Genomic DNA, 14618 nt, shown 5'->3' on the forward strand with positions numbered 1-14618 from the left:
GCCTACGCCATGAAAAAAGCCGGTCTGCTGCTCCTGTCTTCCAGCCTGTTTGCCCTCTCCGCTCAAGCGGCGCCACGCGCCACCACCGCCACCGGCGTGGCGGAAGGCGTCACCGAAGCGTCTGGCGTCACCTCGTACAAGGGCATTCCATATGCGGCGGCGCCGGTCGGCAAACTGCGCTGGGCGGAACCCAAGCCGGCGGCAAAATGGAAAGGCGTGCGCAAGGCCGATCATTTCGGCGCGCGCTGCATGCAGCTGCCGCTGTTCGGCGACATGGTGTTCCGCTCCGACGGCGTCAGCGAGGACTGCCTGTTCCTCAATGTCTGGACGCCAGCCAAATCCAAAAAGGAAAAGCTGCCGGTGCTGGTCTACTTCTACGGCGGCGGCTTTGCGGCGGGCGACGGTTCCGAGCCTCGCTACGACGGTGAAAGCATGGCCGCCAAGGGCATCGTCACGCTCACCGTCAACTACCGCCTGAACGTGTTCGGTTTCCTGGCGCACCCGGAACTGAGCAAGGAATCGAAGCACCACGCCTCCGGCAACTACGGCCTGATGGATCAGGCGGCGGCGCTGGCGTGGGTGAAGAAAAATATCGCGGCCTTCGGCGGCGATCCCTCGCGCGTGACCATCGCCGGCGAATCGGCCGGCTCGTTCTCGGTCAGCGCACAGATGATCAATCCGCAGTCGAGAGGCCTGTTCGCCGGCGCCATCGGCGAAAGCGGTTCGCTGCTTGGCCTGATGCCTCCTGCACCGCTGGCCGCCGGAGAACAAGGCGGCGCCGGCTTCGCCCAGGCCATCGGCGCGCCGACGCTGGCCGAACTGCGCGCCATGCCCGCCCAGCAGCTGCTGGACGAAACCAAAAAACCTGGCAAATGGTTCTCGGCGGTGCAGGACGGTTATGTGATTCCGCGTGCGCCGGTCGACGTCTACGCCGCCGGCGAACAGGCCAAGGTGCCGCTGCTGGCCGGCTGGAACGCCTACGAAGGCCACTACAGGCAAATCCTCGGCGAGTCCGAGCCGACCACCGAGAACTTCGCCGCCGCGCTGCAAAAACTGTACGGCGAACACGCCGCCGCCGCGCAACAAGCCTACAGCGGCGACGTCAAACAGGCCGCGACGGAACTGGCCAGCGACCGCTTCATCGCCTACGGCACCTGGAAGTGGATCGACAGCCATGCCCGCACCAGCGGCAAGCCGACGTATCGTTATTACTACACCCGCCCGCGTCCAGGCCAGGAAGGCGCCGGCCATTCGGTGGAAATCGAATACGCGCTGGGTAACTTGCCAGGCAATAAAGTCTATGCTTGGACGGCCGACGATTATGCGCTGTCCGCCCAGATGCAGGCCTACTTCGCCAACTTCATCAAGACCGGCAACCCCAATGGCGCCGGCCTGCCGGAATGGCCGCAAGCCAGCGCCGGCGCGGGTTCGCGCCTGATGGAGCTGGGCGTCCCCTCCAGGGCCATCACCGCCACCGACGACGCGCATTACCAGTTCCAGGAGTCCCAGGCAAGGCCATAAAAACAAGTTTGTATTTTATTGTATCAGCGGGTAATTGATTGAAAACCTGCTATACAATTTATCCTCTTATCTTGAGGAAACATACCCAATGCACAAGAAACTTGGCTTCATGGCGTTATGCCTGACAGTTTCCGCCTACGCGGCGGAACCTTTCGACGACAAATTCCGTCAACTCGAAGAAATCCTGCCGACTCCTACGGCCTACCGCACCGCATCCGGCGCACCAGGCCACGCCTACTGGCAACAGCGCGCTGACTACACCATCAGCGCCTCGCTGGACGAAGCCAAGCGCGCCCTGACCGGCAGCGAACAGATCACCTATCACAATAATTCGCCGGATACGCTGAATTACCTGTGGGTGCAGCTGGACCAGAACATCTACAAAAAGGACTCCGACGCCCGCATGATGCTCACGCAGCCATCGCGCGAAGCATGGGCCAAACCGGCCGGCCCGGAAGACGGCTACAAGTTCGAAGGCATGCGCGGCATCCTGGCCGGCCGTGAATTCGACGGCGGCTTCAAGATCAAAACCGTGGCGGCCGGCGGCCAGCCGCTGAAGTACGTCATCAACCGCACCATGATGCGCATCGACCTGCCGAAGCCCCTGAAGTCCGGCGAGCAGTTCGTGTTCAACATCGACTGGTCCTACAACATCAACGAACAGCAAGTGCTGGGCGGCCGTTCCGGCTACGAGCACTTTGACGAAGACAAGAACGACCTGTTCGAAATCGCCCAGTGGTTCCCGCGCATGGCGGCCTACTACGACGTCTACGGCTGGCAGCACAAGCAGTTCCTGGGCACCGGCGAATTCACGCTGGAATTCGGCGACTACGATGTGCAGCTGACCGTTCCTGCGGACCACGTGGTGGCGTCCACCGGCGAACTGCAAAATCCGAACGATGTGCTGACCGCCACCCAGCGCGACCGCCTGGCCAAGGCCCGCACCGCCACCGCACCGGTGGTCATCGTCACCCAGGAAGAAGCCACCGCCGCCGAGAAATCGCACAGCACCGCGTCCAAAACCTGGCACTTCAAGGCCAGCAACGTGCGTGACTTTGCCTGGGCGTCGAGCCGCAAATTCATCTGGGATGCGCAAGGCTTCAAGAAGGATTCGACCAACGTGATGGCGATGTCCTACTATCCGAAGGAAGGCAATCCGCTGTGGGGCAAGTACAGCACCCAGGCCATCATCCACACCATCGACAAGTACAACAAGTACAGCTTCGATTTCCCGTATCCGACCGCGATCTCGGTCAACGGTCCGGTGGGTGGCATGGAATACCCGATGATCTCGTTCAACGGTCCGCGTCCGACCAAGGACAAGAAGACCGGCCAGGTCACCTGGTCGCAGCAGACCAAGTATGGCCTGATCGGCGTCGTGATCCACGAAGTGGGCCACAACTACTTCCCGATGATCGTCAACTCGGACGAGCGCCAGTGGACCTGGATGGATGAAGGCCTGAACACCTTCGTACAGTATCTGGCCGAGCAGGAATGGGAAGACGGCTATCCGTCGCGCCGCGGCGAGCCACGCAACATCGTCGACTACATGAAGAGCCGCAACCAGGTGCCGATCATGACCAACTCGGAGTCGATCGCTGCGCTGGGCAATAACGCCTACGCCAAGCCGGCCACCGGCCTGAACATCCTGCGCGAGACCATCCTCGGCCGCGAGCTGTTCGACTACGCATTCCGCGAATACGCACAACGCTGGAAGTTCAAGCGCCCTACGCCGGCTGACTTCTTCCGCACCATGGAAGACGCTTCGGGCACGGACCTCGACTGGTTCTGGCGCGGCTGGTTCTACACCACCGATCCGGTGGACATCAGCATCGACGGCATCACCGAGTACGGCGTGAGCACCAAGAATCCGGAAACCGAAAAGGCCTGGAAAAAAGCGCAGAAGGACGCGCAGCCGATCTCCATTTCGGAACAGCGCAACAAGGCGCTGCCTAAACGCCTGGCCGAGCATCCGGAGCTGAAGGACTTCTACAACGAGCACGACGAGTTCACCGTCACCAACAAGGACCGCAACAGCTACAACGAGGCGATCGACAAGCTGGAGCCGTGGGAGAAAAAACTGCTGGATCAGGGCAAACACCTGTACCTGGTGGACTTCTCCAACCTGGGCGGCATGGTGATGCCGCTGATCCTGGAGATTGAACTCAAGAGCGGCAAGAAGTACATCGAGCGCATTCCGGCCGAAGTATGGCGCTACTCGCCGAAGAAGATCACCAAGTTGATCGTCGCCGACGAAACGATCGTGGGCATTACCCAGGACCCGTACTGGGAAACCGCCGACATCGACACCTCGAACAACTCCTGGCCACGCAAGGTATCGCAATCGCGCCTGGAACTGTTCAAGACCGAGCGTGACAAAAACAATCTGATGCGCGACTTTAATACGCCGCTCAAAGGCAAGGACGACAAGAAGTAATGATCTTCCGACGCCTGCATCTGATTGCAGCAACCGTGCTGGCCCTGGCCGGCACGGTGTCCCATGCCCATAACTTCCACATGGGCATGGCCGACATCAGCTACAACCAAAGCACCGGCAACACCGAGATCGTGCACACCTACACGGGTCACGATCTCGCTGCCTTGCTGGCCAACCTGTACGGCCAACAGTTCGACCTTGGCCGCCCGGACAGCGAACCGCCGCTGCGCCGCTATATGGAAAAACAGTTCACCCTCTCCGACGCGGACGGCAAGCGCCTGCCGCTGCAATGGGTCGGCGCCAAAATCGATGCCGACACCGTGGTCGTGTTCCAGGAGATCAAAGGCGTAAAACTGAAAAAAGGTAGCCGCATCCACAATGCTTTGCTGGTAGACTTCCTGCCGTCGCAAAGAAACACCGTGAATGTGGAAACCGATGGCACCGTTAAAACGCTCTTCTTCGATCAAGACAGCATCGATCAAATCGCCCCTTAAGTACGCACTGCTGCTGGCACTGGGTTCCGCCCACGCCGACGACCAGATCCTGCAACGGGTCTTGGTGGATGGCTCGCGCACCAACCAGCTGGGCGTGGCCGATGCGGCCAGCGCCGGCAGCGTGACGCAGGAAGAGCTGGCGGCACGCACCGTCTACCGTCCCGGCGAGATGCTGGAGGCGGTGCCCGGACTGGTGGTGAGCCAGCATAGTGGCGAAGGCAAGGCCAATCAATTCTATCTGCGCGGTTTCAACCTCGATCACGGCACCGACCTGCGCACCACTGTCGACGGCATGCCGGTCAACCAGCGCAGCCACGCGCATGGCCAGGGCTGGACCGACCTGAATTTCCTGATCCCCGAACTGGCGGTGCGCCTCGATTACAAGAAAGGCCCCTACTCCGCCGAGGAAGGCGACTTCGCCTCGGCCGGCACCGCGTCGGTGGTGTACGCCAACCGCCTGCTGCAAGGCGTGGCCAGCGTGTCGGCGGGCCAGAACGGCTACGGCCGCGCGCTGGTCGCCGATTCGCTGGAGACGCAGCGCGGCAGCCTGCTGTACGCCATCGAGGCGCTGCACAACGACGGCCCGTTCACCAATCCGGATGAATACAGGAAGCTGAACGCCGTGCTGCGCTACAGCGAAGGCTACGCCAACAACGGCTTCAACGTCAGCCTGATGGCCTACAAGGCCGACTGGAACTCGACCGACCAGATTCCGCTGCGCGCGGTGCAGGACGGCCAGATCGGCCGCAACGACGCCATCGACAACACGGACGGCGGCAAGTCCCACCGTTACAGCCTGTCCGGCGCCTGGCGCCGCACCAACGACGACAGCGCCAGCAAGGTCAACGCCTACATCATCGCCAACCAGCTGGACCTGTGGTCCAACTTCACCTACTTCATGGATGACCCGGTGCATGGCGACCAGTTCGCGCAGCCGGACAAGCGCGTCACCAGCGGCGTGAACGCGTCGCACAGCTGGCACCAGCACACCGACACCGGCAACACCGAAACCACCATCGGCGTGCAGCTCCAGAACGACAACATCTTCAACGGCTTGTACAGCACGCAGGCGCGCCGCACATTGTCGGTCACGCGCCAGGATCACATCGTGGAATCCAGCGCCGGCCTGTATGTCGAGAACAACACGCGCTGGAGCGAAGCTTTGCGCACCGTGGCCGGCGCGCGCTTGGACAGCTACCGCTTCGACGTGCGGAGCGACCTTGCCGCCAACTCGGGCAAGGCCAACGACCATCTGGTCAGCCCGAGCGTGAGCGTGATCTACGGCCCGTGGCAGAGCGCCGAGGTGTACGCCAACTTCGGCAGCGGCTTCCATAGCAACGACGCGCGCGGCTCCACCATCACCATCGATCCGAAGACGGGTCTGGCGGCGGACAAGGTGCAACCGCTGGTGCGTTCGCGCGGCATCGAATTCGGCGCGCGCACGGCGTGGCTGCCTGGCCTGCAAACCTCGCTGTCGGTGTACCGCCTGGATTTCGATTCGGAGCTGACCTACGCCGGCGATGCCGGCACCACCGAGGCCGGACCGCCCAGCCGCCGTTACGGCGTGGAGTTCTCCAACTACTACAAGCCGCTGAAATGGCTGTCGGTGGACCTGGACCTTGCGTATGCGCGCGCGCGTTCGCGCGGCGATCTGGAGGAAGGAAGCTACATTCCCGGCGCGATTGAAGGCACCGGCCAGCTGGCGGTGACGGTGGATGACGGCGGCCCGTATTCGGGATCGCTGAAGCTGCGCTATTTCGGACCGCGGCCGCTGATCGAGGATAACAGCGTGCGCTCCAGTTCCAGCATGACGCTGAACGGCCGCCTGGGCTGGAAGATCCGCAAGGATCTGCGGCTGGAGCTGGAAGCCTTCAACATCACCAACCGCCGCGATTCGGCCATCGATTATTACTACGCATCGCAGTTGAAGGGCGAAGCGGAGCCGGTATCCGACATCCACTTCCACCCGATCGAATCGCGCTCGCTGCGGGCGACGCTGATCAAGAACTTCTAGCCGCCACGCTCATTGAGCATGGTGAAGCCGCGCTGGTGCCATACCGGGTAAGCCGGCGCCACATCGCTGGCCGCTTCCAGCAGCGCGTTCTGCTCGGCCGTCAGCGACCAGCCGGTGGCGCCGATGTTTTCGATCAGCTGCTTCTCGTCGCGTGCGCCGATGATGACGTTGGAGACGGTGCGCTTACCCAGCAGCCAGTTCAGCGCAATCTGCGGAATCGACTTGCCGGTCTGCCCGGCCACCACATCCAGCGCATCGATGATGCGGAACAGGCGCTCTTCCTCGAAGTGCGGACCGGTGCCGGCGATGTCGTGCGCGCGGGTGCCCGGCTTGGCCGGCTGGCCGCGACGGATTTTCCCGGTCAGCTTGCCCCAGCCCAGCGGACTCCAGATCACCGCGCCGACGCCCTGGTCATCCGCCAGCGGCGCCAGTTCCCATTCGTAGTCGCGGTTCAGCAGCGAGTAATAGATCTGGTGCGCCACGTGGCGCGGGTAGCCGTAGCGGTCCGACGTCGCCAGGGATTTCATCAGGTGCCAGCCGGAGAAGTTGGAGGCGCCGATGTAGCGCACCTTGCCGTCGCGGACCAGTTGGTCCAGCGTGGACAGCGTTTCTTCCACGGGCGTGTTGTAGTCCTGGCCGTGCAACTGCAACAGATCGATGTGATCGACCTGCAGGCGCTTCAGCGATTTATCGACAGCGTCGATGATGTGCTGGCGCGAGGAACCGTAGTCGTTGGCGCCGTCGCCGGTGGGAAACGTGACCTTGGTCGAGATCAGCAGGCGATTACGCTTGCCCTTGATGGCCTCACCGAGGATTTGTTCGGCCAGGCCGTCGGAATAGACGTCGGCGGTGTCGAACATCGACACGCCGTGTTCGAGGCACACATCGATCAGGCGCGAAGCGGCGCCACTGTCGGTGCTGCCCCAGGCTTTGAAGAAGTCGTTACCGCCGCCGAAGGTGGCGGTGCCAAAACTGAGTTCCGGCACGCGCAAGCCGGACTTTCCAAGACGCTTGTGATTCATCGCAATCCTCTCAAGTAAAGCGCGACTCTGCGCGCTGAATCCTGATTGTAGCGCGCACACGAAAATCACGTTGGTCCGCGTCAGTTCCCTTGCATCGGCCTGGACTCGGCGGCCAGTGTCTGGGCCAGGAAGGTGCGCGCCTTGGCCACATAGTTGCGGCAGGCGCCGGTATCGATGAAGGCAGCATGCCCAAAGGAGTACAAGGGTGAGGCAGCCGCCGCGAAGATGGTCACCGTTCGGGATTGCCTGTCAGTACCGAAAAGCGTTGCCTTCCCCGGCTGTGATAACGTCGTTTCACATTCTTAGCTGAGGAAAATCATGAAACGTTTCGACGAAAAAACCGTGCTGGTCACAGGCGCAGCTTCCGGCATGGGCCTGGCCGCGGTCCGCCGCTTCCTCGACGAAGGCGCCCGCGTCGTCATGCTCGATATCGATGAGGCCAACCTCAAGGAAGCCGCTGCTCAATTGCCGCAAGACCGCGTTCTGGTGCAGGTGGGCGACACCGCCGACAAGGAAACCGCCGCTGCCGCCGTCAAAGCGGCGGTCGCGCGCTTTGGAGGGCTGAATATCCTGATCAACAACGCCGGCATCGCAAGCGAAGGCGACATCATGAAGACGAGCGAAGCAGACTTCGAACGCGTCATGGCAGTGAATGTCACCGGTTACTTCAACATGGCCAAAGCCGCGCTGCCCGAACTCGTGAAAACACGCGGTTCGATCGTGATGACGTCTTCCGTTTCAGGACTAGGCGGCGACTGGGAGATGTTCGCCTATAACACGTCCAAGGGCGCGGTCAGTAACATGGTGCGCGCGATGGCGCTGGATGCGGCCAAGGACGGCGTGCGGGTCAATGCGGTAAATCCGAGCCTGACCAAAACCGGCATGACCACGGAGATGCTCAAGGATGCCGGGCTGGTCGCCAAGTTCAAGGAGCGCATGCCACTCGGCACGCCTGAAGACCCGGATGGCATTGCCGCCGCAATGGCGTTCCTGGCGAGCGACGACGCCCGCCTCATCACCGGCGTCAACCTGCCGGTGGACGCCGGCCTGCGCGCCTCCAACGGCCAGCCGCGCCAATAGCCATCCATCCGCCCGGGCAAAGTCCCGGGCAAGAAAACATCTTGACATCATTTAGATGTTTAGCTAATCTTGAAAGCATGAACAAAGTATTCAAGGCGCTTGCCGATCCGACCCGCCGCCAGGTGCTGGCTCTCCTGAAGGATGGCCCTCTCACGGCAGGCGAGCTGGCGGACCATTTTGACGTTTCAAAGCCGACGATGTCAGCCCACTTTACCGTTCTGCGCGAAGCCGACTTGATCGAGTCGTCGAAGAACGGCAAGTCCGTGGTGTATTGCCTGAAGCTTTCGGTGCTGGAAGAGGCTTTGGCCGGATTCGCCGAATTGCTGGGCATTCAAGCCAAGGCGCCTAAGGGTGCGCACCATGCGGCAACAATACTTTCCAACCAAAAGGCGAAGCGATGAAAACAACGTTTAACGCACCACCATTCTTTGCGCTGGCGATAACGCTTTCCGTGGCTGTCGTAGGTGCCTACGGCTATTTATATCTGGTTAATCCGGAGCATCCGCCACAATATCTGATGGCGGTCGGATTGATCTGCTTTGCCTGGACCATGCGCCGCTTCGTTGGCGGCTGTGCCGGAAAAAATCCCGCCAGCAGCGCGGCACGGCGCGACGTGACGCTGGGTATTGTGTTTGCCTGCCTGCTGTTGGGCGTCGGGGTGATCGGGCGTCTGGGATGGATCGACGAAGCATTCCGTCTCCGCAGTATCGGCCTGTTCGCCGGCTCGTTTGTCATGTTGCTTGCCAACGTCATTCCAAAGCAGACCGGCTCCGCATGTTCTCTCGCGGTACGTCGTGCAGGCGCCTGGGCGCTGGTACTGGGCGGCCTGGGTTACGCCTTGGCCTGGTTGACGCTGCCTTTGGCCTACGCCAGCGCAACGGCCATATCGATCATGGGGTTTGCAATGGCCTATGGGTTGGTCCGCGTGGTCGGGATTATCCGCAAATTCAATTCACAACCGCCGCGCGGTTCGGAATAGTCTGCATCCCCGGCATCGCTCTCAACAACTCGTTATTCTGCTGATCCGCAAGGTGTCGAACCGTTTTCCAGCGGCTTGCAGCATCAGGGAACTGGTCAGGTCGAAACCCGCACCGGCGCAGCTTCCCGGCACTTTGCCCTGGTAGTCGTAGGACTCCCAATTCCCACTGTGGAACGACGCCGCGCCGAGTATTTTGCGCGCTGTCTCCGGTGGCGTATCCAGCCATATTCCGCTTTCAAGCTTCATCGGCGCAAGCGTGGCCGGCATTGCAGGACAATCGGCTGACGCATGCGCGCCAGCCGAACGCTGCGCGATCACGCTGGTTACGCTATGCTCACGACCGCCCATTTCACCGTCTGAAACAAGCCAAATCCTCTCGGCGGGCGTCGCATTCAAATTCGTGTAACAGAGCCAGTAGATACTTGCGCCGGCATCGCCCTGGTGCGCGATGGCGCCGGACGACGCGGCGGTGCGCACTTCATCAAGTGAGGTTTTTTCAAGCCGCACGTTCAGCCCGCCCATCGCCACTTCAGCGAAGGGCGACGGTTGCAGCCGCGCTTTTTGCGGTGCCGGCAGAATTGGAATGTCCGGTGGCGGCGTCGCGGCAAACGACGAAGCAAAGCAGGAGGATAAGCAAACAAGGCAGACGGCACGTCGTAAAGAATTATCCATCGAGGCTCCAGGTTTCATCAAAGTCCAATACCCCACTGCTGCACGCTTATCGCCGCCACATGCTGGTCCGGCGTTATCTCGACAAGAATGGCGACGTCATAGCGCATCAAAAACGAATGCTCCACTTCACGCTCCAGGGCGTAGTGCTTGGGCGGCGTCCCGTTCAATTGATTCATGCAACAAACAAGCTTCAGGCCGCGCTGTTCGAAGAAAGCCCGGGCGGCCTCCAGCGACGACCCCACCGGTAATGACTGCGCGGTCTCCGAACGCCAATAGTCGGTGCGTTCGGCCACCGTGCGGTGAGCGCACGCGGTCAACGATAGCAGCACTGCCAGGGCGAATAGTTTATTCAGCATGTGGCAGGATACCATCTTGCTTAAATAAAAAGCTCACAGATTCCCACGCCGGAACCTGTGATATCGGTGTGCAAACGGGATGTGCGGACTACTTCGGCCTCGTCGCCAGCGCCACAATGGCGGCGCCTGCGGCGACGATCAGCGCGTCTTCGATCAAGCCGCTGCGGGTCTGGCCGATGCGCGCCATGGCCTGCTTGCGGCCGGCCAGCGTCAGGTAGGCCAGCGGCACGGCGGTGGCAACCGCGATGGCGGCGCCGGCCTTCTCCCTGCCCTCCGGCGCCAGCGCGGCGCCGGCAATCCCGGCGCTCGCCACGCGCGCCAGCAGGCCGAGAAAGACTGTACGGTCCGGCGCCGTCTTCATCTTGTCGCCGAATAGTTCGCCGACGCCCATCGCCAGCGCGCCGTATTTGAACAAAGGCCGATCCAGCAGCACCAGTTCGCCCGGCGTGCTGCGATCGGCCAGACGCGCGGTCGCGATGGTTGCCATGGGAGTCATCGAGCGGGCGCTGGCAACGGCGCCAATCAGAGCGGAGGAAAGCAGGCTGCGTATGGTCATCTTGAGGCCCTCTTGAAGTGGATGAGCCAAGATACGCCGCCAGCGCCAACCGCACGATAGGGATTCACATCCCTATGTGAGGTGTTAAACCAACGCCGTCAATTTCTGCTTAGAACTCTTCCCACTCGTTGCTGGCGGGCGCAGCGGCCTTCAGCTTCTGCGGCGCCGGCTTGGCGGCTGGCGCCTTCGGCAAGGCTGCCGGCTTCACAGCGGCGGGACGCGGCGCCGGCGGCGCAGACGCAGCGCGGGTGGAAGCGCGTGCTGCGTTGATCGTGAACGCGCTGACCACCTGCTCCAGCGTGTCCGCCTGATCGCGCAGCGTCGCCGCTGCCGCCGCGGTCTGCTCCACCAGCGACGAGTTCTGCTGCGTGGTCTGATCCATCTCGGTCACCGCGCGATGCACTTGCGAGATGCCCTCGTTCTGTTCCTGGGTTGCCGCGCTGATTTCGCCGACGATGTCGGTCACCTGCTTGATGCTGGCCACCACCTCGTGCATCGTGGTGCCGGCCTGCTCCACCAGACGCGTGCCCGAGCCGACCTTGTCCACCGAATCATCAATCAGCGCCTTGATCTCCTTGGCCGCCGCCGCCGAGCGCTGCGCCAGCGTGCGCACTTCCGACGCCACCACCGCAAAACCACGGCCCTGCTCACCGGCGCGCGCCGCTTCCACCGCCGCATTCAGCGCCAGGATGTTGGTCTGGAACGCGATACCGTCGATGACCGAAATAATATCCACGATCTTGCGCGACGATTCATTGATCGAACCCATGGTAACCACCACCTGCTCCACCACCGAGCCGCCCTGCGTCGCCACTTCCGACGCCGACCGCGCCAGCTGATTCGCCTGGCGTGCGTTGTCCGCGTTCTGGCCCACGGTGGCGGTCAGCTGCTCCATGCTGGCCGCCGTCTCTTCCAGCGCGGCCGCCTGCGACGAGGTGCGCTGCGACAGGTCGCCCGTACCGGCCGCGATCTGCTGCGATGCCGCGCCCACCGCGCTGGTGGACGAACGCACGGTCTCGATCACACCCGCAATCTGCTCCAGCAGCTTGTTGAACGCCACCGCCGTGTGGCCGATTTCGTCCATGCGCTCGACCTTGATCTGTTTGGTCAGGTCCAGCGACTGGCTCACGTCCTCCAGCGTGCCGCGGATCGAAGCCAGGCTGTTCTTGATGGTGCTGAACAGCTGCCACGCCAGCACGCCGGTCACCAGCACCGCCAATACGATCACCGTCACCAGCATGCGGAAAGCGAAGTTATACGCCGCCACGCTTTCGGTGCGCACGTCGTCAATCAGCTTGTTGTTGTAGGCGATATGGTCGTCGAAGGCTTTTTTCAGGGCGCCGGCCGATGTGGCCAGCGGCGTGCCGGCTTGCAGCGTGGCGCGCACCGCATCCATGTCGCCGGCGTGGGCGCCGGCCAGGAACGGCACCAGCGTCTGGCGATAGGCCGCCATCGCCGCCTTGTCCGCTTCCAGCATCTTGCGGTCGGTGTCGTCGAAGATGCGTTCTTTTTCATAGGTCGCCATGACCTCGTCGAACTTGGTGTGGGCGTCGTTGTAGGCTTTATCCAACGCCGTCTTGTCGGCCAGGTTGGAAAACACCGACAGCCGATAGCCCGCCAGGCGGGAATCGGCCATGTAACCCTTGGCCATGTTCAGGCTGGCGATACTGGGAATGAGCCGGGTCTGCACCATGTCCAGCCGCTGCTGCGCGCGCGACAGCTGGGTCAGGCCGGAGACGCCGACAAAAATCAGCGCCGCCAGCGCCAACGACAAGGTAAGGATCAAACGCTTTGTAATCGTCATTGCCATTTTCCCAAGTAAACTGAATGAGTAACACTCGAAATTATGCTGCAATGCAACTAAACTTGCAATGAGACAAGTCAAATTAGATTACTTTAAAGCCGTGTGTCCCATCCTTGTCCAATTGCGCCACCAGTCCAAATTCCCAGTCGAGATACGCCTGCATCGCCTCGGCGCGGTTGTCCGTGCCCTCGTAAGGACGGCGGTAGCGGTCGATCAGCGGCGACGCCAGCCGCGTTGCGCCCGATTCAACCGGCTTGCCGGCTGCAAGCCACGCGGCCGTGCCGCCCGTCAGCACCAGCACGGGCAGCCTGGTCAGCACGCGCAGGTCTGCGGCCACATAGCGCGTCAGCAGGCTGGTGCCGCAGGTCAGCACATAACGCTGCACACCATCCGGCAGTTGCGTCAGCGCCGTTGCTAATTGCGAGCGTAACGTGAACCAGGCACCGGGGATATGGCGCTTCTGATAGTTGACGCCGGAGGTGAAGTCCAGTACCGCAATCTGCTGCGGTGCAGTATCCAGCCACTCCGCCAGCGTGTCGACGCTGATTTCGTCCACTGCCGGATGCGGCGGCAGTTCGTCCTGCCAGGCGCCGGTGACGCTGAAATCGGCGGCTTGCAAGCCATCGACAACGTAGACATCGTTGTTCATCTGCTTGAGCCAGTGCGCGGTGAGATTGGCGCGCACGCCGTCACTGTCGGCCAGCACGATGCGTGCGCCGCGCACCGGCGCGAACTGTTCGGTTTCCTGCACCAGCTGGCCGCCCGGCGCGGAACGGAAGTGTAGCAGCCTGCCGTCGCCGTACTCATTCGGGCTGCGGATATCAAAAAAGTAGTTGGTGCGCACGCGGTCCGCATGCAGTTTGCTCAACTGCGCACGGTCCAGCCGCTTCACGCCGGCGCGGTCGGCCAGCGCGCGCGCATCGTGCGCCGCCGTCTGCCGGTTGGCTTCCGAGGCAGCCGGATAGCTGCGCGACTGGCCATGTTCCAGCTGCTGTTGCGCCAGCGTCCAGCCAATGGTGCCGTTGCGCAGCGCCGACACCGGATTCGGCACGCCGGCATTGATCAGCGACTGCGTGCCGATGATGCTGCGCGTGCGTCCGGCGCAATTGACGATGATGCGGGTGGTCGGATCAGGCGCCAGCTCGCGCGCGCGCAAGGCCAGCTCCGCGCCCGGCACGCTGATGCTGCCGGGGATGCTCATGGTCTGGTATTCGTCGTAGCGGCGCGCATCGAGAATGACGATGTTCTCGCCCTGGTCGATCAGCGCCTTCACCTCGGGTGCGGACAGGGATGGCGTATGACGCTCATGCTCCACCAGTTCGCCGAACGATTTGCTCGGCACATTCACGTCGCGGAACAACTCGCCGCCGGCGTCGCGCCAGCCTTGCAGGCCGCCTTCGAGCAGCGCCACATTGGTGTAGCCCAGTTGGTGCAGCCGCAGCGCCGACGGCAGCGCCAGCCCCTCGCCGTCGTCCAGCACCACGATGGGCGCGTCGCGGCGCGGCAGCTTGGTGTAGGCATCGACCTCGATGCGGCCATACGGGAAGTTGGCGGCGAACAGCGGGTGCGACTGCGCGTGCGGATCTTCTTCGCGCACGTCCAGCAGCGCGACTTCGCGGCCGGCCAGCAGGTCCGCCCTCACCTGCCCGTAGCTGCGGAACGGGATCTGCGGCGCATAGCCGG

At 62.4% G+C, this 14618-nt stretch carries 14 protein-coding genes; 7 read left to right on the forward strand and 7 right to left on the reverse strand.

The window, feature by feature from the left end; translation table 11 throughout:
- Positions 1-9: 9 nt before the first annotated feature.
- From GJ695_RS05860 to GJ695_RS05875, 4 genes are all read left to right on the forward strand, one after another.
- Entirely contained in the window at positions 10-1521 is a 1512-nt protein-coding gene (locus GJ695_RS05860; protein WP_154362806.1) for a carboxylesterase/lipase family protein, read from the forward strand.
- A gap of 88 nt (positions 1522-1609) precedes the next feature.
- Positions 1610-3958, forward strand: coding sequence for a M1 family metallopeptidase (locus tag GJ695_RS05865; RefSeq protein WP_154362808.1), 2349 nt, complete (start codon positions 1610-1612; stop codon positions 3956-3958).
- Positions 3958-4452 carry a DUF6702 family protein gene (locus GJ695_RS05870; protein WP_154362810.1) on the forward strand — a complete coding sequence of 165 codons (495 nt, stop codon included), beginning with the start codon at positions 3958-3960 and terminating at the stop codon, positions 4450-4452. The genes GJ695_RS05865 and GJ695_RS05870 overlap by 1 nt, the downstream gene beginning before the upstream one ends.
- Positions 4394-6466, forward strand: coding sequence for a TonB-dependent receptor (locus GJ695_RS05875; protein ID WP_154362812.1), 2073 nt, complete (start codon positions 4394-4396; stop codon positions 6464-6466). Before GJ695_RS05870 ends, GJ695_RS05875 begins: the two co-directional genes overlap by 59 nt.
- Here GJ695_RS05875 and GJ695_RS05880 read toward each other — a convergent pair.
- Both GJ695_RS05880 and GJ695_RS30365 read right to left on the reverse strand, forming a co-directional pair.
- Entirely contained in the window at positions 6463-7488 is a 1026-nt protein-coding gene (locus GJ695_RS05880; protein WP_154362814.1) for an aldo/keto reductase, read from the reverse strand. The genes GJ695_RS05875 and GJ695_RS05880 overlap by 4 nt on opposite strands.
- Positions 7489-7568: 80 nt before the next feature.
- Positions 7569-7691 carry a hypothetical protein gene (locus GJ695_RS30365; RefSeq protein WP_267874242.1) on the reverse strand — a complete coding sequence of 41 codons (123 nt, stop codon included), beginning with the start codon at positions 7689-7691 and terminating at the stop codon, positions 7569-7571.
- Between the two features lie 115 nt (positions 7692-7806).
- Here GJ695_RS30365 and budC point away from each other — a divergent pair, with 115 nt between their 5' ends.
- The 3 genes from budC to GJ695_RS05895 all read left to right on the forward strand — a co-directional run bounded on the left by budC (position 7807) and on the right by GJ695_RS05895 (position 9547).
- Complete coding sequence (budC, locus tag GJ695_RS05885) at positions 7807-8568, forward strand: meso-2,3-butanediol dehydrogenase (protein ID WP_154362816.1); 762 nt, start codon at positions 7807-7809, stop codon at positions 8566-8568.
- A 77-nt stretch (positions 8569-8645) separates the two neighbouring features.
- Positions 8646-8969: an autorepressor SdpR family transcription factor gene (locus GJ695_RS05890; protein WP_154362818.1), complete on the forward strand. Its 324-nt coding sequence runs from the start codon at positions 8646-8648 to the stop codon at positions 8967-8969.
- A complete protein-coding gene (locus tag GJ695_RS05895) occupies positions 8966-9547 on the forward strand; it encodes a hypothetical protein (protein WP_154362820.1) in 582 nt (193 codons plus the stop codon). The genes GJ695_RS05890 and GJ695_RS05895 overlap by 4 nt, the downstream gene beginning before the upstream one ends.
- 21 nt (positions 9548-9568) lie before the next feature.
- Here the strand turns inward: GJ695_RS05895 and GJ695_RS05900 are convergent, their stop codons facing one another.
- The 5 genes from GJ695_RS05900 to GJ695_RS05920 all read right to left on the reverse strand — a co-directional run bounded on the left by GJ695_RS05900 (position 9569) and on the right by GJ695_RS05920 (position 14601).
- Positions 9569-10219, reverse strand: coding sequence for a hypothetical protein (locus GJ695_RS05900; RefSeq protein ID WP_154362822.1), 651 nt, complete (start codon positions 10217-10219; stop codon positions 9569-9571).
- Positions 10220-10236: 17 nt separating this feature from the next.
- Complete coding sequence (locus GJ695_RS05905) at positions 10237-10575, reverse strand: hypothetical protein (RefSeq protein WP_154362824.1); 339 nt, start codon at positions 10573-10575, stop codon at positions 10237-10239.
- 88 nt (positions 10576-10663) lie between these two features.
- Entirely contained in the window at positions 10664-11062 is a 399-nt protein-coding gene (locus tag GJ695_RS05910) for a hypothetical protein (RefSeq protein WP_229260590.1), read from the reverse strand.
- A 178-nt stretch (positions 11063-11240) separates the two neighbouring features.
- Positions 11241-12935: a methyl-accepting chemotaxis protein gene (locus GJ695_RS05915; protein ID WP_154362828.1), complete on the reverse strand. Its 1695-nt coding sequence runs from the start codon at positions 12933-12935 to the stop codon at positions 11241-11243.
- Positions 12936-13017: 82 nt separating this feature from the next.
- Positions 13018-14601: a rhodanese-related sulfurtransferase gene (locus GJ695_RS05920; protein WP_371866496.1), complete on the reverse strand. Its 1584-nt coding sequence runs from the start codon at positions 14599-14601 to the stop codon at positions 13018-13020.
- Positions 14602-14618 lie beyond the last annotated feature (17 nt).

It is taken from the genome of Duganella alba, assembly GCF_009674495.1.
GTDB classification, from domain to species: domain Bacteria; phylum Pseudomonadota; class Gammaproteobacteria; order Burkholderiales; family Burkholderiaceae_D; genus Rugamonas; species Rugamonas alba.

Coding starts and splice junctions, on each gene's coding strand:
- GJ695_RS05860 (WP_154362806.1), top strand. CDS start 10: ATGAAAAAAGCCGGTCTGCTGCTCCTGTCTTCCAGCCTGTTTGCCCTC.
- GJ695_RS05865 (WP_154362808.1), top strand. CDS start 1,610: ATGCACAAGAAACTTGGCTTCATGGCGTTATGCCTGACAGTTTCCGCC.
- GJ695_RS05870 (WP_154362810.1), top strand. CDS start 3,958: ATGATCTTCCGACGCCTGCATCTGATTGCAGCAACCGTGCTGGCCCTG.
- GJ695_RS05875 (WP_154362812.1), top strand. CDS start 4,394: ATGGCACCGTTAAAACGCTCTTCTTCGATCAAGACAGCATCGATCAAA.
- GJ695_RS05880 (WP_154362814.1), bottom strand. CDS start 7,488: ATGAATCACAAGCGTCTTGGAAAGTCCGGCTTGCGCGTGCCGGAACTC.
- budC (WP_154362816.1), top strand. CDS start 7,807: ATGAAACGTTTCGACGAAAAAACCGTGCTGGTCACAGGCGCAGCTTCC.
- GJ695_RS05890 (WP_154362818.1), top strand. CDS start 8,646: ATGAACAAAGTATTCAAGGCGCTTGCCGATCCGACCCGCCGCCAGGTG.
- GJ695_RS05895 (WP_154362820.1), top strand. CDS start 8,966: ATGAAAACAACGTTTAACGCACCACCATTCTTTGCGCTGGCGATAACG.
- GJ695_RS05900 (WP_154362822.1), bottom strand. CDS start 10,219: ATGGATAATTCTTTACGACGTGCCGTCTGCCTTGTTTGCTTATCCTCC.
- GJ695_RS05905 (WP_154362824.1), bottom strand. CDS start 10,575: ATGCTGAATAAACTATTCGCCCTGGCAGTGCTGCTATCGTTGACCGCG.
- GJ695_RS05910 (WP_229260590.1), bottom strand. CDS start 11,062: ATGGCAACCATCGCGACCGCGCGTCTGGCCGATCGCAGCACGCCGGGC.
- GJ695_RS05915 (WP_154362828.1), bottom strand. CDS start 12,935: ATGACGATTACAAAGCGTTTGATCCTTACCTTGTCGTTGGCGCTGGCG.